Raw genomic sequence first — 20,823 nt, 5'->3', positions numbered from 1 at the left:
CTTGTTTCGTCTTTACTATTATCCAAGGAAGGCCCTATATAAGGGTCCCTTGGTTTCTTAATCCCAATAGTTAAAAATAATCTCTCCAACTATATTAGGTTTCCAATACTTAATGATTTCTAATTCAGCGAAAGTTAAATCATGATCGTTTTGCAAAAAATCATGCTTTAAATGATTTTTAATAATGACAGGCTGGTTCAGCTCACTTGTATGCAGTACTTTATAAAGCGAGGAAAATGTCTCGACAAGATGGGGGAGATCAATGAATTCAATGGATTCATACTCAACACTTGAGGCAAAGGCAAGCAAGGGATACTGCTTATTCAGTAAAATATGTAATTCCTCATTATTAAATGATATGTGTGCATGATAAAAACTCGTTGGATATGCAGGATCTCTCCATTTATTAAGCGTTCCGCCATTGTAATTAACAATAGAATAACAGAGCTGCTTGAACTGCTTTTCAACCATTGGTGTCAGTTGATTATCTGCTGAATCGGAGAATCCAGTTACCCCATTAGGAAGCCTCATCTGTTCACCACCATAGATATCTTACATTTTGGTATTATTGACCAATTAAAGAGAGTCTAACATACAATTAGTTTAGCCGATAGCTTTTTAGCGACTAAATATTGCATGGAATCCTATTATAAATCTCTTTTTATAGCAATGTATCCATTTGCCATACCAATATGTAGGGCAATAAAGGTAAAATAAGAGAGAGGAGGGGTTAAAGTGGAATACATAAAATATGAAAAAAGGAAAAACTGGACCTTTAGAGTAGTTCTGCTATTACTCGCGATATCAGTCATTTATGCTATTTACATGTTAATTAATGCCCCATCAGGCGTTGCCCAAAATGAATATGAACGTGTGAAAAGTGACTATGTATTAATGATTTTGCAATGTTTAACAGGATGTATAGTTATTTTCCTGCCATCCCAACTTGAACATCGCTTCCGCATAGATATACCGGATATCATGGAAATTATGTATTTTATCTTTTTATTTTGTGCGATCTACCTTGGTGAGGTTCGGAATTTTTATTATAAGGTTCCTTACTGGGATTTAATTCTACATTGCTTTAGTGCAGCTATGCTGGGAGCGTTAGGATTCATTATTGTCAATTTCCTTAACAACACCAAGAAAACAATTGATTTAAGTCCCTTTTTTGTGGCTTTATTCGCCTTTTGTTTTGCAATAACCTGTGGAACCGTTTGGGAAATTTATGAGTTTCTTGCTGATGGTGTCTTAGGAACAAATATGCAAAAATTCATTACCGGAGAGGGAGTTGTCTTGATTGGAAGAGACGCTGTAATGGATACGATGGGAGATATTATTGTAGATGCTCTCGGTGCATTCACTGTCACAGCAATTGGCTATATTAATTTAAAAAAGCAACAAAAAAGTAGAATCGTAGAGGATGAAGAACAGCAGATATGGAGTAAATCTGAAAAGACTGGTTCATAATTATGACAAAAAGAAGTTGCACCTGCAGCCATTAACCAAACAAAGGTTAATATGCTCAGATCTATATGTAGATTGAACTGAAAAAATCTTTAGCTACTCATTTTATTAAGGAGTGATTAGGTGATAAAGATGATTGAAAAAGCAATCCAGGATATTTATCCGGACGATTTTGCTTGGTGCTATGGCTGTGGACGACTGAATAAAGATGGACATCATTTTCGGACTGGCTGGGATGGTGATAAGACAAGAACCGTATATGAGCCAAAATCTGATCACATGGCAATACCAGGGTTTGTCTATGGCGGAGTCATTGCATCCTTAATTGATTGCCATGGGACTGGCTCTGCCTCTCTGGCCCTCCATCGGAAGAACGGATTTGATGTGGGAGATGGTGCAATACCACCTCGATTTGTAACTGCTTCATTACATGTTGATTTTATGAAGCCTACACCTGAGGGAGTCCCATTAATTGCAATCGGTACTTTAACTGAAATCCATCCGAAAAAGTGGAAAGTGAAAACAGAGGTTTACGCCGAAGACATACTTTGTGCCAGGGGAGTCGTCGAAGCAGTCGTTATGCCTGGTACATTTAAAAAATGAATGAATTAAAGAGGCAGTGTTAAACAAAGGGTTTTGAGACCTTTTGTTTGCACTGCCTTTATTGTTGCTCTAATATAAAATCATTTAGAGCAGCCTTTTTAATTGAGAGATAAGATACATAATAGAAATCATTTATTATCTGTTTGTATAAATACGCATATGAGTTTGAATACGATTGAAGTAGGGTTGGAAAAGATAGTAGGGTTGATTACCCAAAATAATGATAGTGGGGTGTATACTGAATGGATCATCAGTTGGAATTGGCAACATTTGCGGGCGGCTGTTTTTGGTGTATGGTATCACCATTTGACGAGCAGCCGGGAATTATAAAAGTCGTATCCGGTTATACGGGTGGCCATACGGAGAATCCAACATATGAAGAGGTTTGCAGCGATACAACAGGCCATTATGAGGCTGTTCAAATTACATATGACCCTGAAAAAATGTCATATGAAACACTGCTTAAACAATATTGGCAGCAAATTGACCCGACAGATGCTGGAGGGCAATTTAATGATCGAGGCGATTCTTATCGAACAGCCATTTTTTATCATAATGAAGAGCAGCATCGCTTAGCCGAGGATTCTAAAAAGGAACTGGCCAACAGTGGACGATTTCAGAAGGAAATTGTAACGAAGATACTCCCGGCAGGTCCGTTTTACAGAGCGGAAGAGAAGCACCAGCATTATTATAAGAAGAATCCTTTTCACTATAATCTCTATAAAGAGGGATCGGGCCGTGCTCGATTTATAAGAGATAACTGGAAGAATACAAAAAGTGATGAGCAGCTTCGAGCAGAATTAACACCGCTCCAATACGAGGTGACAAGGAATAATGCAACCGAGCCGCCATTTCAAAATGAATATTGGGACAATAAGGAAGAGGGAATCTATGTAGATATCATTTCGGGTGAACCTTTATTTAGTTCACTTGACCAATATGATGCGGGCTGTGGCTGGCCGAGTTTTACGAAACCAATACAGCGACATGAAATGGAAGAAAAGCTTGATACTTCATATGGGATGCGAAGAATTGAAGTAAGATCCAAAACATCAGACTCTCATCTGGGGCATGTTTTTGATGATGGGCCTGGACCGGACCAGGCACGTTATTGTATTAATTCCGCTGCCCTCCGATTTATCCCTGTAGATCAGTTAGAGGAAAAGGGATATGGTCAATATTTGAGTTTATTTGAAAATGAATGATAAGAAAGGACTGCCTATTATGAAATTGGCAGTCCTTTAATCATTTGTTAATCTATTTTTTGAATTCTACCCTCTGCCTTATACTCAAATGGGGAAGGCAAGGTTTTTACAAACTCAACAGTTGCATCTATATCAGCTGGTCCAACTTCCATATCTGTTGATAGCTTACCAAAGCTCGTACTGATATTTCCATACATGTAGTTATTGATCACGACCGTGTATTCTTTATTCAGATCGACTTTACTGCCATCCGGTAAAAGGATATCGACTACTTTACCAGTTTTCGCTTGGTCGTCATATGTGTACGTATATTTAAAACCGGACACGTGGTAATCTAAACCTCTTGCGGTGATTTGTTCATTTAAAATAACTTCTAAATCAGCTCCGCTAAGCTTTACCTTGTTTAATACGTTACCAAAGGGTTGGATGGCGAATAAATCTCCAAATGTCACCTCGCCTGCGTCTAATGGAGAGCGTACACCGCCACCATTCATTAAGGCGAAATCTGAATCCATGGCTGCCTTCATACCATCTGCAATTAAATTACCGAGGGCAATATCACTGAATTCTCTTGCTGTAGTTGGGTAGCTTTTTTCAAGAGAAGCCGTATTTTTGCCTATTATTTGCGCCTTAATGGGCTCTACTCGATCAGAGTATTTTTTTAGAATAGATGAGACTTCAGAATCTGGAGCATAATCCTTTTGATAAACAGTGTTAATTTCCCCTGTTTTGCTGACGATATCGCCTGTTAGTGGATCAATGGTGATATCTACATCAGAGAAAGCATTTCCATAGGAGTAAGCTTGAACAATTAATTTTTCATCAACAACACGGTTCACGTTTACGTGGTTATGAGCCGCAAAAATCACATCGACTTCATCATTAATCTGCTCTGCAATCCGGCTTGCATCGAAGGAATCAGTATAGCCAGTTTGAGTTGCGGGATTATGGGCAAGTACGATAATAGCCTCAATTCCTTGTTTCTTAAGTTCATCTGTATATTTGTTGATGGCAGCTACTTCATCTGTGATTTTTAATGATTCATTTCCTTTTGTTACGATCATAGTAGGCGTTTCCTGAGTTACAACACCAATAACACCAATTTTTTCGCCCTCAGCTTCTAAAACTGTATAGGGCTGGGTGATTAAATTCCCATCTCTAGTGTCAAAAGCATTGGCTGCAACTAATGGAAAGTTCATTCCGTCATAGTCAGCGTTGCCTTTAGGATGGTCGCCGCCATTCATCATACGCTTTAGTTCATCAATGCCCTCATCAAATTCGTGGTTGCCAAATGTTCCGACATCAAATCCGATTGCTTCTAAGATTTCAACGGTAGGCTCGTCCTGAAATAAAGCGGAGACTAACGGGCTTCCTCCAATCATATCCCCGGCATGCACTAGAAATGTATTAGGATTTGTAGCTTCTTCTTTCTTTAATGCTGCCGCTGTATATGAAATAGGTCCTGTTGGTAAATCTCCAACTGTAGTGACAGTATCTAACTGTCCGTGTAAATCGTTTAATCCCAGTAACTGAACATTGACTCCACGATTTAGATCAATAGTGAAGATGCCGAAGCCTTTGGAGTCTGTTTTTCCAGTGTACGTGAATGGTGTTTCATCTGTAATATACTCTTCTGCCTTTGGTGAAGTTGTAAATGTGACATTCACATCGCCGGATATTGGAGCAATAGACCAGTTGCGGTCAGCAGTTGGTGTAATTTCTTTTACTTCAGAAATGTAATCCATTAGAACTTGGCGGTTTTCATCTGCTGAATCAATGACCAGTTCACTGCCTTTTAATCCAGGGAAGTTACCTCCGCCACCGGCACGATAGTTGTTTGTCACAACGATAAATTCCTGATCTGGATCAATTGGACTTCCGTTGTACTCCAGATTAATTACGCGGCTTGATTCTGGGTTTATAAGAGTACCGTTTGCTGCATATTTTGGAGCCTTCGTCACATCAATTTGATAATTGACACCATCGATGACATCAAAATTATAAACCGCAAAGGAAGGGTTCAATAGTTCTTGTTCACTTTCTTTGGCAGGGTCTATCGTATTGAACTTACCTGCCGACATTTCAATCCATTCTTTTACTACGGAGCCTTTGATCTTAACTGCCTTCAATGTATTGTCGTAGAGATATAAATCACCGGCGCTTCGAATGGTTAAATCGCCTTTTTTAATATCAGTAAACTCATCAACACCGTTTCGGCCTGCTTTAAATGGAGCACCAACAGACAAAATAGGCAGATCCTTTAATTCCGGTTTATTTAATTCAATGTACTTTTCTGCATACCATTTTTGTGCATTCGTAACGACCTGAACAGATGGATCGTCCTGAACCAGTGCGAAGTAGCTGTAAATATCATCAGTTGTAGTACCGATAGGAGTATCAATATATTTCAACGTACCTTCGTGATCCTTTTGAACAGCACGAACGATCGATTTATCAGGTTGTACGGACTCGTCAACACTCCTTGTGGAGGAATGAGATTTAGATACTTCCCATTCACCTTTTACTTGCTTTAATGTCAAATCAATAATTCCAAGTGCAGCGCCACCATACCCTGCCTGAACAGCAGGCACGCCATTAATGGTTCCTTTAGTATTATCAACACCAGGAAGAGGATTTCCTGCAGAATCTTTGAATAAAGCATCTAATTCAGTAACGGTTTTAGCTGGGAATACTTTATGTGTGTGTGAAAAAGTGAGAGCATCAATACCAGGTACTTTACTTAAGGCATATACGGTATCCTCCGTATTATCGAGATTCCCATTAAAACCGGAGTGAGCCATAGCAACAATCACATCCGCACCTTTTTTCTCTAGGACAGGAATGTATTTTTTAGCAGTTGCTACAACATCCTTTGTAATGACCTTGCCATCAAGATGAGCCTTGTCCCATTCGTTGATTTGTGGTGGTACAAATCCGATATAGCCGATCTTAATGATTTTGGTTTTTCCAGATTGGTCTTTAACTTTTTTATTGACGATTTTATAAGGTTGGAATTTATGAACATCATTCCGTGGATTGTTATCCTGATCATCAATGTATACGTTTGCATTAATGACGGGAAAATCAGCGTCATTATATACTTCGTTCAGATATTTCAACCCATAGTTAAATTCGTGGTTTCCAAGAGTCGCTATATCATAATCCATGATATTCATAGCCTTTATGGCTGGATGTGTTTCTCTTCTTTCTAACGGATCGATTTTAGCTTTATAAGTGCCAAGAGGTGTCCCTTGAATTAAATCGCCATTATCAACTAATACGGAATTTTTTACTTCTGAACGTGCCTTTTTTACGAGAGTAGCTGTTTTAGCTAATCCTATGTTAGGGGCGGAGCTATCTTTATAATAATCATAGCTTAAAAGATTAGTATGAATATCTGTCGTTTCCATAATACGAAGTTCTACTTGTGATTGTCCCTTAGGCTTGTGATGCTTGTGCTTGGTAGCTTCTGCTTCACTTGTCATAAAAGAGGTTGCTGCCAAACTGATTGCCATTGTACTTGTTAAAAAGATTCGACCTTTGATACTACTCCATAGTTTCATACGAGGCACCTATCCTTTGTATTTTTTGAGAGTTTTAGGCTCCGCTTACAAATATATCAAATTTAAAGTAGTATATGGATAGGTATCTAGGATAACAGTTAAATACTACCATTAATTATATTTATTCAGGTTAAAAAACTAGTTATCATTACTCAGTGTAAAACAAATCATAGGTATTATGGATGCTGTGGTAATTAGTTACTAGGGATATATATATGAGGAATTAGTTTGAGATATCATAAAAAAGAATAGGTAGAGACTATCAGTAGGGAGAAGGGGATTATAATCACTAAAAGAGGATGGGACACTAACTTATAAACAATGCTGGAAGTCGGATGATATCTAAAGTAATTCTACTAGACTATGTTGCTTGTTATAGAGTGAAGTTGGAGAAAAAAGTCCGCTTCATTCCACTAGATATGAATAATGGTATGCAGCATGATGAAAACAAATAAAACCCAAACTAGCCGGCGAATATCCATAAAATATCGCCTAATAGTTCGGGTTTATCATTAACTGAAATACTTATGACTCAGCCTCTTTTATTGTTTGCTAATAGTAGAACTAGACTAAAGCTTATCAGATCTTACATAGGTTCCTAATCGCATACAAATGCGTGTCAGAAGCCTCCGAGATAAGAGTTATAAAGGTCTTTTGAAGGTCTGTAAACTGTGGTGTTTTTAGTCTTGGTTCCTTTAAACAAGGCCCTTCAGCACTCAAAGTAGTCCGGCTTCAGGGCCTAGGAGTTCGGGACATAAGCATGACCTCTGCGGAGGGCAACAGGATGTTGGTCACAAAGACGTTACCACAGGACGTGGTGCATTTAGTCTTTGCTCCTTAATTCATCCCCTCCGAGCTCCTGTCTTATGCTCCTCGCGGGCCTACAGGATGTAGGTCATGAAGACGTTGCCACAGGACGTGGCGTTTTTAGTCTTCGTTCCTTTAAATAAGGCCCTTCTTCAGCACTCTATATAGTCCGGCTTCAGGGCCTAGGAGCTCGAGTCATAAGCAAATACTCTACGGGAGAAGAACCCTCCCTTCGAGTATTCGTCTTATGCTTTTCGCTCCTGATCAAGGCCCTTCAGCACTCTTGCAATATTCTCGCAGGTTCTTTCTATGTTTTTTGGGCCGTTTTTTAGGGTTTGGTCTAGGGGTGCGAGTTCTGGGATGATTCCGAAGATGGCATCGATTCCTTTGTCGTAAAGCTCTTCAATACCTTCTCCGATGTATCCGGCAACTGCTATTACTTTTTTGTCCAGCTCTTTTGCAGCTTGTGCGACCCCATAAGGTGTTTTGCCAAATTGAGTTTGAAAGTCAATGCCGCCTTCACCTGTGAACACGTAGTCAGCGTTCTTGAGTTTTTCTCGTAACCCACTGAATTCGATTACAATGTCGATTCCTTTTTGAAGAGTGGCATTTGTGAACAGGAGTAAGCCAGCACCCAGTCCACCAGCAGCTCCAGCGCCTGGAGTGTTCCGAACCGCTTGTCCTAACTGCTGTTCTACGATGTCAGCATAATGCGCTAGATTCTGATCCAGCTGTTTGACCATTTCAGGTGTGGCGCCTTTTTGCGGCCCGAAAACATGAGATGCTCCAGTTTCGCCGCATAAAGGGTTCGTCACATCACAGGCAACGATCATGGTTACATCAGCTAGACGTGAATCGATTTTAGATGTATCAATTGTATGCAATTGATTTAAGTAGCCGCCACCTCTAGGGATAGAGTTTCCCTCTTTATCAAGAAATTGAACACCCAGCGCCTCGGCCATACCTGTTCCTCCGTCATTAGTAGCACTGCCGCCAATTCCAATGATGATTTTCTTAATCCCTTTATCTAAACAGGCGCGAATTAATTCACCTGTACCATATGTAGTGGTGATGAGTGGATTTTTTGTTTCTTGGGTGACATAGTGAATACCGCTGGCTTCTGCCATTTCAATAACTGCGGTTTCCTGATCACCCATAATTCCATATCGAGCCGTTACGGGATTGCCAAGTGGACCCGTAACATCTAATGAATAGAGGGTGCCGCCTGTTGCATCAATGAGTGACTGGACGGTGCCTTCTCCGCCATCTGCCATCGGGACATGGATAAAGTCTGCATCTGGATAAACCTTTTTAATCCCTGCTTCCATTGCGATGCATACCTCTTTCGCTGTCATACTTTCCTTAAAAGAATCCGGTGCAAGTACAAACGTTTTACTCATTGTAACCCCTCCTGTTATAAAATAAATCCGAATAAAATGGTGGCTACAATCGTCATGGTTGCACCGACAATTGCTTCGTAGCCGACTACGGACATCCTTTGCTTAATGGACATGTTCATACTTTGCGCTGTAACATGAAAATAGTTTCCGTGCGGTAATGAATCAATTACTGTTGCTCCTGAGTGAACCATAACTGAAGCAGCAAGTGGTGCAACTCCCATATCTAAAATAGCTTCGCTGAATGATCCTGTGGCAATAATAACGCCAGTAGATGTAGAAGCAGTGGCTGCTGCCATTAAAATACCTGCTATAGGCGCCAGGAATGTACCAGAGATACCGGTGGCCTCGATTAATGAAACAACCTGTGCGGATAGATTGGATTGTGAAATTAATCCGCCGATGGCACCTGCGCCAATTAGAATTAACACAGTTACTGTCATTCTATCCAAGCCTGATGCTGTATATTTCAATAAATTTTTTGATTTCCCCATAGCTATTGTTCCAATGATGCCTGCAAGGGGGAGAATGTACATAGCATCTACTTTAAAGCTGGATAAAGCCTCTATATTTAAAATTGAACCGATTGGATTAATCATTAATAAGATAATGGCTACTAATGGAGCTACGATTGCTTTTTTCAGTGGAGGATAGTTAGCTGAACCATGATCAAGATCCACAACCTCATTATCTGAAACTTTTTCGCCTTTATTTTTGATTAAAGTGGCGATGAGGACAGTGGCAATTAAGCCGAAAATTGCTGGAATAAGACCCGCAATCATTACATCGCTAAGTTCTAAATCAAAGCCTCGGGCTGCTGCAATTGTATTCGGGTTTGGCGAGATGATGTTACCCGCTTTTCCTCCTCCGGATAGTGCTAATAATAGAGCAATTTTTGAAATGCCCATTTTATTACCAATTGATAAAGCGATAGGTGCTACAATCAGGACAGCTACAGGGATAAATACCCCAACCGCTGTAATAATCATGGTCGCAAGAGCTAATGCAATAAGAGCCTTCTTTTCCCCTAATTTAGAAACAATAGATTGAGCGATTGTTTCTGCAGCCCCGGACTCCATCATGACACCAGCTAAAACTCCAGCGGCAAGAACACGAATAACAGTCCCCATAACACTTTGAGTGCCGCCAACAAGTATATTGATGGTTTCCTCAAGGTTAGCTCCACCTATTAAACATCCGAGTATGGCTCCTAAAAATAAAGCATACAACGGGTTCAGCTTTTTTAAGATTAAGATAATGGCTATTGCCAGACCAGCTAAAGCCCCAATCCAACTAATCATAATCCCGTCCATCCTGTAACCTCCTGAGTAGTGTTGAATACGTTTATTATAGTTTGGTAGCGTTTACAATTCTATTGATGGATAGATGATTTTCTTTGTGCAAATGCACAAAGAAAGGGAGGAGAGGTTTGTTAGTTTATAATGGAAATATAGGAGACGATTTATGAATTATTAGATAAGTAGGGTACAGAAATGAAGAAAGGTTTTGTTCACCATGTATCAGTTAACAAATAAACAGGCACAACATATTGTCGATAAAATGATGGCGGATATTCCGTATAATATCAATATTATGAACGAAAAGGGCATCATTATCGGCAGCGGGAGTAAGGAAAGAATCGGAACCTTCCATACTGGAGCGGTCGAAGCCTTACGTTTAGGCAGGATGATTACAATAACAGAGGATAATAAGTATGAAAAAAAGGGTACAAATGAACCGATTGTCATTAATCAAAAGATGGTAGGTGTTATTGGGATTAGTGGCGAGCCGGGTGAGGTAATCCCTTTTTGCAAACTAGTCAAAACCACAGTCTCTCTGTTAATTGAACAAGAAATTGCGTTGAAGAGTATGGAGGAGATTAGTAAAAAGAAGTCCGCGTTTCTTAAGTTATTAGTAGAAACGAAGTACCAATACTCAGATGAAATAAAAAGGGAAGCTCTGAATTACCAGCTTGATCTGACAAGAAAAACGTCTGTCCTGATTGCAAAACCAAAGCCAAGTCCTAAAAGAATCAATTATCCTGTTTTTGAAGAAGATGAGTATTCCATTATCCTGCTACAGGACAATAGTGGAATCAAATCCTTGGCTGAGCTGTTAACTAGTGAAAATCCGACTATAAAGATCAGTGTTGGGAGTCATGTAGACACTATTTCTGAGAGCTTTCATCAAGCAATCAGTGCTATGCAAATTAGTGGAAAATTAAATCTTCAAAAGAGAATTATACATTATATAGATGTATGCTTTTTATCCAAAATCAGCGAGATAGATATAGATTCGTTTATTAATTACTCCTATATTAAAGGTTCTCTTATCTCTTCGCCAGAATTGCTGGAGACCTTGCAGATCTATATTAACAACAATGGCAATATGACATTAACGTCAAAAGAGTTACATATTCATAGAAATACGCTGCAATATCGTTTGGATAAAATTAAGGAGATAACAAGTAAAGATCCTAAACAAATATTTGAGTTGTTTGAGTTGATTTTTATTATGTTAAAGGATTAAAATCCCCATTCATTTAAACCTAACATTCGGTTAGGTTTTTTATTGGAGATCGAAGGTTGAATTAATTGGATGCAGACAGACAAAAGTTTGTGAATAAATCCTAGAAAAAATTTATCCAGATAACAAAACTGTTATAGTCTATATTTTTATAGAGTAATACAGTTTGTGAAAAATATCACATGATTTTGGAAGTGTTTTCATTGCTTTCACAATCATATTTCTCTATGAATACTTGTATACAACTATGTATACCAATAGATTAAACGGTGTGCTTAACAAAATATAAGTGAACTATTTCACAAACTTTTTTTGAAAATTTCACTGGACTGTTATAGTCATTTTGGACTATACTGTATCTGTAAGGTTGAGAAATCAACTTGAAAGATTATTTATTTTTGAAAAGGAGATTGTGAAATTGAAAAGTGTGGTATCAACTTTTGCGCTTAAAGCGGGATCATTATTGTTAGTTTATACAGCAATGCAAATTTTTATGTAATAGGACAATCTGTAATTAAAAAATAGGAGGAGAAAGAATGAAACCATTAGCAATTGTATTTGGATTTAAAGCTGCAACAATGGCTTTGATGTTATTTATGTAATGTAATTAATAATGTACGTAGAAGCATTTGCTTTTATTTAGCAATGCAAAACTTAATATAAGACTGCAAGAATTTTAAAAAGATAGGAGGAAGGATGAATGAAAGCATTAGGAGTTGTATTTGGATTTAAATTTGTAACAATGGCTATTATGTTATTTGTATAATGTAATTAGCCATTGCGGTATTTGACTAACTGATATTGAAAAACAAGGGAGGATCTAATATGAAAGTAATTGTTATAACATTTATCTCTAAAGTTGCTACTTTAGGAATGGTGTATACTTCATTAAATGCCTTTATCTAAAATGAATAGACAAAGGCGCTTAGAGTATGCACCATAAATTTAAATTCCCATCACTAAAACACACTATCTATAGAATTTCCCTCGAATTATTTTCTTCAAAATGAAAAGAAGGCTCCCGCTATTAAAGCAAGAGCTCCATAAATAATTTTATAACGATTCTTTTATGATTTTCTTATAATATGAAACAGATAATACTCCAAATATAGAATAGAATACTGTATACAACACCATTACTAGTAACATCGGTGCCCAAATTTCTATTCCGAATAGGAACCAACCTGACTTAACTGCAAAATAGCTATGACAAAGACCTAATATGAGTGGTATTCCAAAATTAAATAATTGTTTTAGCTTAACACCCTTCAAAAGATCCTGTTGGGTAAATCCAAGTTTTCTTAAGATAGAGAAGTTTAACTTTTCTTCCTCACTTTCATCCATTTGTTTAAAGTAAAGAATGCAGCCAGATGTAATAAGGAATGTTAAACCTAGAAATCCGACAATAAACATCGTTAATCCCATTCTTTTTTTGTTATCTTGGCTCATGTTAATACGGGATTCATGTGTATCATCCTGAGTAGCTAATTGATTGAATAGACTATTTGCTTCTGGAAGCTGTTTATTATCTGTGATATCAATCCCAATATAGAGTAAGTCAGCATCCTGGATAGCTGGGGCTATATCATCCTTTAATCTTTGAAACGTAGATTCATCCACAACTACAGCAGGTATACCGTCGATTGTAAAGTTCCAGGAAATCACATAATCCCTATTTAGGCCTTTATATTTTTGGTCAATCGTTATGTTGTTACCTATTATTTGGATGTCACCTGTATCTTTAAAATCCAACATACTTTTAAGCATGTCGCTATAACCGGTGAAATAAGCCTCATGGGCAGTTAACTCAACATTGTCAATTGCCTTTTCACTGATAACAGGCATTGGCATATAATTCAGTCGAAGATCCAGTACATTAAGGCTGGTTTCTATAATTTGCTCAATATTAACTCTCGATTGAATAACGTCAATTTTCTTCTCCTTAAAAGCAATGCCATTTTCACGAAGGACACCTGTAAAATGATCAGCATCTTTTTCATTCATAAAGGAGAAGTTAGCTGGAACACTATTCTTCGCTGTTTTCTCGACTGAATAGAAGGAAATATAGCTTAGTGAGAGTAAACCGATGGCAAGTGCTGAAACAGTTGTGATGATTGTTAATAACATAGCATTCGACCTCAAGCGAAACATGATAGATGAGAGAGAGAGAACCTCATACACATTTAAATAACCATCTTTCTTTTTACGAATACTATTTAAAATAAAGGTTACAGAGCCTTTATAAAACAAATAGGTTCCAACTATCACAGCCCCAAGAATATATAACATTGCTGCTATTAACTCATCACTAGTAGATAAATCCTCACCGAAAAGTTTAGTTGAAATATAGTATCCAGATCCTACTAAAAAAAGACCAAGTATACCGATTGTGATTTCAAATTTAGATATTCTTTTGACTTTTACTTCAGTGGAAGAAGATACTCTAAATAATGATAATATAGTTTGTCTTTTAATGAAGAGATAATTTGATAACATGATTAGTAGATAAATCACACTGAACACAATAATGGTTTGGATTAGCGCTTCTCCTGAAAAACGCAGAGCAGCTATATCCTCGACACCAGTTAATTTAATTAGTATAAGCATAATAAGCTTTGAAATGGAGAATCCAATAAAAATACCTGCCACCAATGAACCAAAGTAGAGAATCGCATTCTCCATATTTAAAATACGAAATATTTTCGATTTCGTCATACCGATTAACTGGAATAGACCAATTTCTTTGCCCCGTCTTTTAATAAAAATACTATTGGCAAAGAGCAGGAATACAAGTACGATGCTAATGAGCAAAAGAGATCCTACTTGAAGTGCAGCCCCTCCTTTTATTGAACCTTTAGCAGCATCCATTGCGGGGTCATATTGTAGAGTAACAAATGAAAAGTAAAGGGCAACGCTGAAAACTAAGGCAAATACATAGAGATAATAGTTATTTATATTTTTTTTGAGGTTTCTCCATATGAGTGTTTTAACGCTCATCCTTAACACCACCCAAGATTCCTTGTGTTTTGATAATGCCTTTGAAAAAGGATTCACGATCTTCTTGGCCCTTAGTTAGCTGAGTATAGATTTGTCCATCCTTAATAAAAATAACGCGATTGCAATAACTGGCTGCTACAGGGTCATGTGTAACCATAACAATTGTTGCATTCCTCTTTTGATTTAATTCACTTAGTTTATTTAACAGATCGGATGCTGATTTAGAATCAAGAGCACCTGTAGGTTCATCGGCAAAAATAATACTTGGTTCATGGATAAACGCTCTTGCTGCAGATGTCCGCTGCTTTTGGCCGCCTGAGAGTTCATTTGGGTATTTATCCTTCAGGTCCAGGATGCTAAGGTCCTTAGCTACCTCATCAAACCGCTTAATAGCCTCTTTTTTGGATAAGCCGCTAATAGATAATGGTAAAAGAATATTTTCCTTAGCGGTTAAGGTATCTAATAAATTGTACTCCTGAAAGATGAAGCCAAGATGATGCTTGCGGAATTCAGCGAGCTTTTTTTCCTTCATTGCTGTCATCTCTGTATTATTAATCATGATGGTTCCTGTGCTGACTTTATCAATCGAAGATAATACATTAAGTAAAGTCGTTTTTCCTGAGCCGGAGGCGCCCATTATTCCAACAAATTCTCCTGTTTTTATAGTAATATCAATACCTTTCAGAACCTCTTGCTGATTAATTTTGCTACCAAATGATTTATGGATTTTATGTGCCTCTAATATATTCATATGGAATCGTCTCCCTTTAATTGATATCTTCATTATATAGAGGACGTTCTGTTCAAATCCTTCTATTCTCCGAACAAAATAGAAAAGCATGTGACATTCTTGTCACATGCTAATGACCTCAACAAAATCATTTTTCTTTGGAAAGGTAAGAGTAAAACGGGTGCCTTTGTCTAATTTTGAATCTACTCCAATATCAATCAAAAGAGGCTGTGCTGCTTTTTTAGCTAAATATAAGCCCATACCTGTCGCAGCATTATCGGTATGTTCCACGGCAGAAGTATAGCCTTTATCAAAGATACGTGGCAAATCTTTCGGATCAATGCCGCGTCCAAAATCCTGTATGGTTAAAATGATATGTTCATTTGGCAGTGGGTGGCTCGAAAGAATAATATCAGAGTCCTGGCTATATTTAACTGCATTCGTTAATAACTGTCTAATAATAAAGCTTAACCACTTGGCATCACTTGTAACTTCGGTAATATCCAAATGAAGGTCAAAGCCGATCCTTTTCTGGATACACCAACTCTGCAATTCTCTTATTTCTTTATAGACAAGTTTACGTAAATCTATATTCTCTATTAAAAGGTCGTTTTCAATAAATTGAAGTCGCTTTTGGAAAAGTTGAGAATCAAGCAGATGTTGAATTCTCATCCATTCATAGGTTAGCTCAGATTTTGTTCGTTCATCCTCTAGGCGATCAATAATTAAATTCATGGCTGTTAGTGGAGTTTTAACCTCGTGAATCCAGGAAAGTAAGTCATCTTTTTCTTGTTCAATTAAGGTTTGGCTATGTGCAGTTGCATGTTTCAGCTGCTCAGTTTGATTCAGGATACTATTTAGAACAATTCGTTCAATAGGGCTCCTTGCATCCGGCAAAGTGGAGATGTCTAAATCTGCATCCCGTTGATTTAAACTTCTATAAAATCGCGTTTCGGTTTTATAGCGCATGATAATGAAAATGGTAAATAAAATGACAGATAAAAAGACGATATAAGCAATTGAATGAAAAGGGATAGACTGGTCAATATAAGCCACAAAGAGAATAAATAGATGAATAGATAGGAATAAGATAACCCAGCTTCGTTTTTCAATTAAATAGCTTTTTATCATAAAGAATCGGCCTTCTCTTTAGCCATGTAACCTTGACCTACTTTTGTTTCTATAAAATGTCCAAGTCCAAGTTCATCCAGTCTTTTTCGCAGCCGATTCACATTGACCGTTAATGTATTATCGCTGACAAACCGCTCATCATCCCATAAACTGCGAATTAAAGTATCTCTGCTGATAATTTTATTCTTATGATCGATCAACTGTTTTAAAATGTAAATTTCATTTCTTGAAAGCTCTATTGATCCGAGTTCATTTTCAACCGTATTCTTTTCGTAATTAATGGTCGCTCCGCACCAGATTTTCAGCTGTGTTTGATCAGCATTATAATTATAAACTCTTCGTAAAATGGCTTGAATCTTTGCAACCAAAACATCAAAGTTAAAAGGCTTCTGTATAAAATCATCGGCACCAAGTTGCATAGACATCACCATATCAGTGGGGTGGTCTCTGGATGATAAAAATAGAATGGGTACATTGGAGTGCGTCCGTATCAGCCGGCACCAATGGAAACCGTCAAATTTAGGCAATTGAATATCAATAAGGACTAAGTCAGGCTGAATATCCGTAAATTCATTAAGTACCTCTCCGAAATCCTGAACACCATATACTTCATAAGACCATTGGGTTAACCTCTCTTTAATTTCTTTAAAAAGGCTGGTGTCATCTTCAATTAATAAAATTTTAAACATAACCATCACCGTTCTTTATTTATTAGGAATGCGAATAGTGGGAAAGGAACTCGAACTATTTTCAGGTAATAGATGTTTTGTCACGGCAAAGCTCAAAATGTATAGTTTATATAAATATAAGTGTACTATAAAAACGACTCGCAAATACAAAAAGGAGAACAAGCGTAGATGCTTGTTCTCCTTTTTAATAAGTTAACCGAAGATAATTACGAGGATTCCCACTATAAAACAGTAAATAGAGAAGTACCCCAATTTCCCTTTTTTCATAATATCCATAAACCAACGCAGTGAAAAATAGGAAGCGATGAGAGAAGCTATGAATGCCAATGCATACGGAACGAGCAGTCTTCCTAAATCCGGATCGTTCACCATATCGGATACTGAAAAGACCATGCCGCCAAGGCTGATGGGGATATATAGAAAAAATGAGAATTTCAACGCAGTTTCACGATTCATTCCCATAGCCATGGAGGATACAATCGTTGCACCGGATCGACTAATTCCAGGTATTAAAGCAACAGCCTGAGATAATCCCACAATAATAGCATCCTTAAATGTCAGTTCTCCCTCAGCTTTCCTGCCCTCTAAATTACGGATAAGCCACAGAGCAATACCAGTGATAATCAGTGTAAAGCCAATGACACGCACACCCTTAAAAATTGATGCGATTTGATCCTCAAAGAAGAGACCGATAAATGCAGCTGGAATTGTAGCAACAATTAAGTAAAGAATAAAATAAAAATCCTTTTTCATGGCGGTGGACTTATCAGAGCCTGTTAAATAGGAAAATCCATTTTTAATCAACTTCATTAAATCTGCTCGATAAATAAAGATAACGGCCAGCAGGGAAGCAAAGTTTACAAACAACTCAAAGCTTAATCCCGGGATGTTAAGTCCGAAAAAATGCTGAAAGATGACCAAGTGGCCACTTGAAGATACAGGGATTGGTTCAGTAAGACCTTGCAGTAATCCTAAAAAAACAAATTGTATTATTTCTATAAAGCTGATTGAATCCATTCTAACACTCCTATTGTATAGCTTTTTCTTTTTTTATTATACTAAAATAATAATAGCATTTGGAGAGAACGGTTCGAAACTGGAAAATTCAAAAATTGTAGGTAGTCTAAATTACAATAAATATTATTTTGTCCATAAATAGAATTTTAATAAAATTTTTATGATGATTGTATGAAGTGGGAATAAAAGAAAAAAACAACAGTATAGCAAAAGAAAATATGGATAGTAGAGTGAATGGAATAGAACGGAATATAAGTGGTTAATAACTTATAATGGATAAATAAGTATGGTTTTGTAAATAAAGTGTCATTTTGTGTGATATATTATATTTTGATAATTAAATTAATAAAACCATAATATTGACGCAAATAAGGAGTTTAATTAGTGTGAAAAAGGTATCTATTATTATTCCCATATATAATACGGCAGAGTATTTAAGGGAATGTCTTCAGTCGGTTGTTAATCAAACATATAAACAACTGGAAATTATACTTGTTAATGATGGATCAACCGACGAGTCTAATGAAATAATTAAAGAGTATCAGGATATGGATGATCGGATTGCAAGTATACAACTCCAAAGCAGAAAAGGTGTTGGATATGCTAGAAATATTGGCTTACAAAAAGTCACTGGAGAGTTTGTGTATTTTTTAGATAGTGATGATTTTATAGCAGAAAATACAATTGAATTATTGGTCAAGTATATAGGTGATGAACGAATAATAGCTGGAAAGAAAAAGACGATTCGAAAATATGAAGACAGTATTATTGAGCATAATACTGAGATTAATGAGACCCAATTGATAGAAGCTGGTCACTTGCAAAAAGGAAAAAGAGTTATTAAATTCCGAAAAGTAAAGAGCCATTTTCGAGACTTATCTATTATCAGACGACTGGTTAGCGTAGATATGATTAAAACGCTCAATTTAAGGTTTGCAGAAGATATAGAATGCTATTCAGACTTGGTTTTTATTGCGCCAATTATGGATCATATGAATAAAATTCCAACAATTAAAGATGCCTATTATTTTAAGAGGGTGAGAAATAATCCAATCACTAACCCAGCTATCATGCAAAGAACGAGAGGGGAAAAGGTAACTGACTTCTTAAAAGTCTATCGCGTACTGAAGGCGGAGTATTCGAATTATCCAAGAATCTGTTCGTTCTTAGATGGTAGATTTATAAGTATTTATCGAAAAAACATGATTTTGTTATTGGCAGATTCAAAAAGTATTCCCTTGTATTATGAGGATTTAGCAAATGCAGCAGATCAATTAGATGAGAAAAGAATAGACAAGTTAAATGTTGTCGTCAGAAGAGAGTTATATTCCCTTAGGAATAGAAAGCTTAAATCGTTTAAAAGAACGATTTGGTTTCATCATCATGCCAGGGAACTTAAACGTGCTTATAAAAGCAAAAAGAAAATGAAAATCTATCTATACAAATATTTCTTTACAAAAAGGCCTGTTAATGAACGGAAGGTAGTTCTTGAGAGCTTTTTAGGAAAGAATTATTCAGATAGTCCTAAATATATATATGAGTATTTACTGAATAATAAAGATGATTATCAGTATATTTGGATTTTTAATGAAACAGGTAAGAAGATTCCGGGAAACCCTAAACAGGTAAAAGGTTTAAGTTTAGCATATTATTATCATTTGGCAACAGCAAAGTATTGGGTGAGTAATGCTCGATTACCGCTGCATCTGAAAAAAAGGGAAGAGACCATCTATTTGCAAACATGGCATGGCACACCGCTTAAAAAGCTTGCTAATGATATGGACGAGGTTTCAATGCCGGGCACAAACACAGTAAAGTATAAAAGGAATTTCACAAGGGAAGCAAAAAAATGGGATTACCTAGTATCTCCAAATGCATATTCAACAGAAATCTTTAGAAGGGCTTTTCAATTTGATAAAGAGATGTTGAATGTTGGATATCCAAGAAATGATGTACTGTATACGCATAATACTAAACAGGATATAACAATATTGAAGGAGAAACTGAATATTCCATTGAATAAAAAATTGATTTTATATGCACCTACATGGCGAGATGACGAATTTTATGAAAAGGGTAAATATAAATTTAATCTACGGCTTGATTTAATGAAAATGCAGGAATTACTCGGTGATGAGTATATTGTCGCTTTAAGATTACATTATTTAATTGCAGAGAATATTAGAACAGAAGGTCTTGAAGGTTTTGTGTATAATTTTTCCAACTATGATGATATTTCTGAGCTATATTTAATTTCTGACATTCTGATTACAGATTATTCCTCTGTTTTCTTTGATTTTGCAAACCTCAAAAGGCCGATTTTATTCTTTACATATGATTTGGAGAAATATCGGGATACGTTACGGGGATTCTATATTAATATGGAATCTGAAGTACCTGGACCGCTATTAAAAACAACGGATGAAATCATTGAAGCTGTGCAAAATATTGATCAAGTAGAGGATCAATATAAAGAAAAGTATGCTGCTTTTTATGAGCAATTCTGTGACTGGGATGATGGTACTGCCTCTAGTAAAGTTGTCGAAACTGTATTCAAATAATTAGGTGATTATAATACAATGGTCTGCTCATTAAAGCAGGCCTTTGTTTAGTATCAGATGATTTAGGAGGATGTCCGTCTTAAAAACATTTAAATGCTTATCCGGCTTTTATAGGGAGAGCTAGAGCGGA

14 protein-coding genes are annotated in these 20,823 nt (G+C 36.8%); 5 read left to right on the top strand and 9 right to left on the bottom strand.

The window, feature by feature from the left end:
- Nucleotides 1-57: 57 nt before the first annotated feature.
- On the bottom strand, nucleotides 58-531 hold the full coding sequence (locus AC4D4A_RS06620; RefSeq protein ID WP_490995145.1) for a hypothetical protein: 474 nt from the start codon (nucleotides 529-531) through the stop codon (nucleotides 58-60).
- A 204-nt stretch (nucleotides 532-735) separates the two neighbouring features.
- Here AC4D4A_RS06620 and AC4D4A_RS06615 point away from each other — a divergent pair, with 204 nt between their 5' ends.
- From AC4D4A_RS06615 to msrA, 3 genes are all read left to right on the top strand, one after another.
- Nucleotides 736-1,470, top strand: a complete 735-nt coding sequence (locus tag AC4D4A_RS06615) for a DUF2238 domain-containing protein (protein ID WP_490995144.1) — start codon at nucleotides 736-738, stop codon at nucleotides 1,468-1,470.
- Between the two features lie 129 nt (nucleotides 1,471-1,599).
- On the top strand, nucleotides 1,600-2,070 hold the full coding sequence (locus AC4D4A_RS06610) for a PaaI family thioesterase (protein WP_490995210.1): 471 nt from the start codon (nucleotides 1,600-1,602) through the stop codon (nucleotides 2,068-2,070).
- Between the two features lie 242 nt (nucleotides 2,071-2,312).
- Nucleotides 2,313-3,275, top strand: coding sequence for a peptide-methionine (S)-S-oxide reductase MsrA (msrA, locus tag AC4D4A_RS06605; protein ID WP_490995143.1), 963 nt, complete (start codon nucleotides 2,313-2,315; stop codon nucleotides 3,273-3,275).
- Between the two features lie 47 nt (nucleotides 3,276-3,322).
- On the opposite strand, the gene AC4D4A_RS06600 is transcribed toward msrA, so the two are convergent.
- The 3 genes from AC4D4A_RS06600 to AC4D4A_RS06590 all read right to left on the bottom strand — a co-directional run bounded on the left by AC4D4A_RS06600 (nucleotide 3,323) and on the right by AC4D4A_RS06590 (nucleotide 10,355).
- Nucleotides 3,323-6,838 (bottom strand): bifunctional 2',3'-cyclic-nucleotide 2'-phosphodiesterase/3'-nucleotidase, encoded by a 3,516-nt coding sequence (locus AC4D4A_RS06600; protein ID WP_490995142.1) that lies wholly within the window; start codon nucleotides 6,836-6,838, stop codon nucleotides 3,323-3,325.
- 1,052 nt (nucleotides 6,839-7,890) lie between these two features.
- Nucleotides 7,891-9,045, bottom strand: coding sequence for a glycerate kinase (locus AC4D4A_RS06595; RefSeq protein ID WP_490995141.1), 1,155 nt, complete (start codon nucleotides 9,043-9,045; stop codon nucleotides 7,891-7,893).
- Nucleotides 9,046-9,059: 14 nt separating this feature from the next.
- Nucleotides 9,060-10,355, bottom strand: coding sequence for a GntP family permease (locus AC4D4A_RS06590; RefSeq protein ID WP_490995140.1), 1,296 nt, complete (start codon nucleotides 10,353-10,355; stop codon nucleotides 9,060-9,062).
- 202 nt (nucleotides 10,356-10,557) lie between these two features.
- Between AC4D4A_RS06590 and AC4D4A_RS06585 the strand changes: the two genes are divergently transcribed.
- On the top strand, nucleotides 10,558-11,571 hold the full coding sequence (locus AC4D4A_RS06585; protein WP_490995139.1) for a CdaR family transcriptional regulator: 1,014 nt from the start codon (nucleotides 10,558-10,560) through the stop codon (nucleotides 11,569-11,571).
- 1,050 nt (nucleotides 11,572-12,621) lie between these two features.
- Here the strand turns inward: AC4D4A_RS06585 and AC4D4A_RS06580 are convergent.
- The 5 genes from AC4D4A_RS06580 to AC4D4A_RS06560 all read right to left on the bottom strand — a co-directional run bounded on the left by AC4D4A_RS06580 (nucleotide 12,622) and on the right by AC4D4A_RS06560 (nucleotide 18,132).
- Nucleotides 12,622-14,565, bottom strand: coding sequence for an ABC transporter permease (locus tag AC4D4A_RS06580; protein WP_490995138.1), 1,944 nt, complete (start codon nucleotides 14,563-14,565; stop codon nucleotides 12,622-12,624).
- Nucleotides 14,555-15,316, bottom strand: a complete 762-nt coding sequence (locus tag AC4D4A_RS06575) for an ABC transporter ATP-binding protein (RefSeq protein WP_490995137.1) — start codon at nucleotides 15,314-15,316, stop codon at nucleotides 14,555-14,557. The genes AC4D4A_RS06580 and AC4D4A_RS06575 overlap by 11 nt, the downstream gene beginning before the upstream one ends.
- 102 nt (nucleotides 15,317-15,418) lie before the next feature.
- A complete protein-coding gene (locus AC4D4A_RS06570; RefSeq protein WP_490995136.1) occupies nucleotides 15,419-16,426 on the bottom strand; it encodes a sensor histidine kinase in 1,008 nt (335 codons plus the stop codon).
- Nucleotides 16,423-17,115: a response regulator transcription factor gene (locus AC4D4A_RS06565; RefSeq protein WP_490995135.1), complete on the bottom strand. Its 693-nt coding sequence runs from the start codon at nucleotides 17,113-17,115 to the stop codon at nucleotides 16,423-16,425. The genes AC4D4A_RS06570 and AC4D4A_RS06565 overlap by 4 nt, the downstream gene beginning before the upstream one ends.
- Nucleotides 17,116-17,307: 192 nt before the next feature.
- The gene (locus AC4D4A_RS06560) at nucleotides 17,308-18,132 is read right to left on the bottom strand and encodes an undecaprenyl-diphosphate phosphatase (protein ID WP_490995134.1); all 825 of its coding nucleotides are present in this window, start codon (nucleotides 18,130-18,132) and stop codon (nucleotides 17,308-17,310) included.
- A 386-nt stretch (nucleotides 18,133-18,518) separates the two neighbouring features.
- Here AC4D4A_RS06560 and AC4D4A_RS06555 point away from each other — a divergent pair, with 386 nt between their 5' ends.
- Entirely contained in the window at nucleotides 18,519-20,693 is a 2,175-nt protein-coding gene (locus AC4D4A_RS06555; RefSeq protein WP_490995133.1) for a bifunctional glycosyltransferase/CDP-glycerol:glycerophosphate glycerophosphotransferase, read from the top strand.
- Nucleotides 20,694-20,823 lie beyond the last annotated feature (130 nt).

The organism is Pradoshia sp. Z5_111 (assembly GCF_058267535.1).
This window is presented reverse-complemented; position numbering and strand designations above follow the sequence as displayed.

What these genes read in the sequence shown, in the direction of transcription:
- AC4D4A_RS06620 (WP_490995145.1), bottom strand. Translation starts at nt 531, where the DNA reads ATGAGGCTTCCTAATGGGGTAACTGGATTCTCCGATTCAGCAGATAAT.
- AC4D4A_RS06610 (WP_490995210.1), top strand. Translation starts at nt 1,600, where the DNA reads ATGATTGAAAAAGCAATCCAGGATATTTATCCGGACGATTTTGCTTGG.
- msrA (WP_490995143.1), top strand. Translation starts at nt 2,313, where the DNA reads ATGGATCATCAGTTGGAATTGGCAACATTTGCGGGCGGCTGTTTTTGG.
- AC4D4A_RS06600 (WP_490995142.1), bottom strand. Translation starts at nt 6,838, where the DNA reads ATGAAACTATGGAGTAGTATCAAAGGTCGAATCTTTTTAACAAGTACA.
- AC4D4A_RS06595 (WP_490995141.1), bottom strand. Translation starts at nt 9,045, where the DNA reads ATGAGTAAAACGTTTGTACTTGCACCGGATTCTTTTAAGGAAAGTATG.
- AC4D4A_RS06590 (WP_490995140.1), bottom strand. Translation starts at nt 10,355, where the DNA reads ATGGACGGGATTATGATTAGTTGGATTGGGGCTTTAGCTGGTCTGGCA.
- AC4D4A_RS06585 (WP_490995139.1), top strand. Translation starts at nt 10,558, where the DNA reads ATGTATCAGTTAACAAATAAACAGGCACAACATATTGTCGATAAAATG.
- AC4D4A_RS06580 (WP_490995138.1), bottom strand. Translation starts at nt 14,565, where the DNA reads ATGAGCGTTAAAACACTCATATGGAGAAACCTCAAAAAAAATATAAAT.
- AC4D4A_RS06575 (WP_490995137.1), bottom strand. Translation starts at nt 15,316, where the DNA reads ATGAATATATTAGAGGCACATAAAATCCATAAATCATTTGGTAGCAAA.
- AC4D4A_RS06570 (WP_490995136.1), bottom strand. Translation starts at nt 16,426, where the DNA reads ATGATAAAAAGCTATTTAATTGAAAAACGAAGCTGGGTTATCTTATTC.
- AC4D4A_RS06565 (WP_490995135.1), bottom strand. Translation starts at nt 17,115, where the DNA reads ATGTTTAAAATTTTATTAATTGAAGATGACACCAGCCTTTTTAAAGAA.
- AC4D4A_RS06560 (WP_490995134.1), bottom strand. Translation starts at nt 18,132, where the DNA reads ATGGATTCAATCAGCTTTATAGAAATAATACAATTTGTTTTTTTAGGA.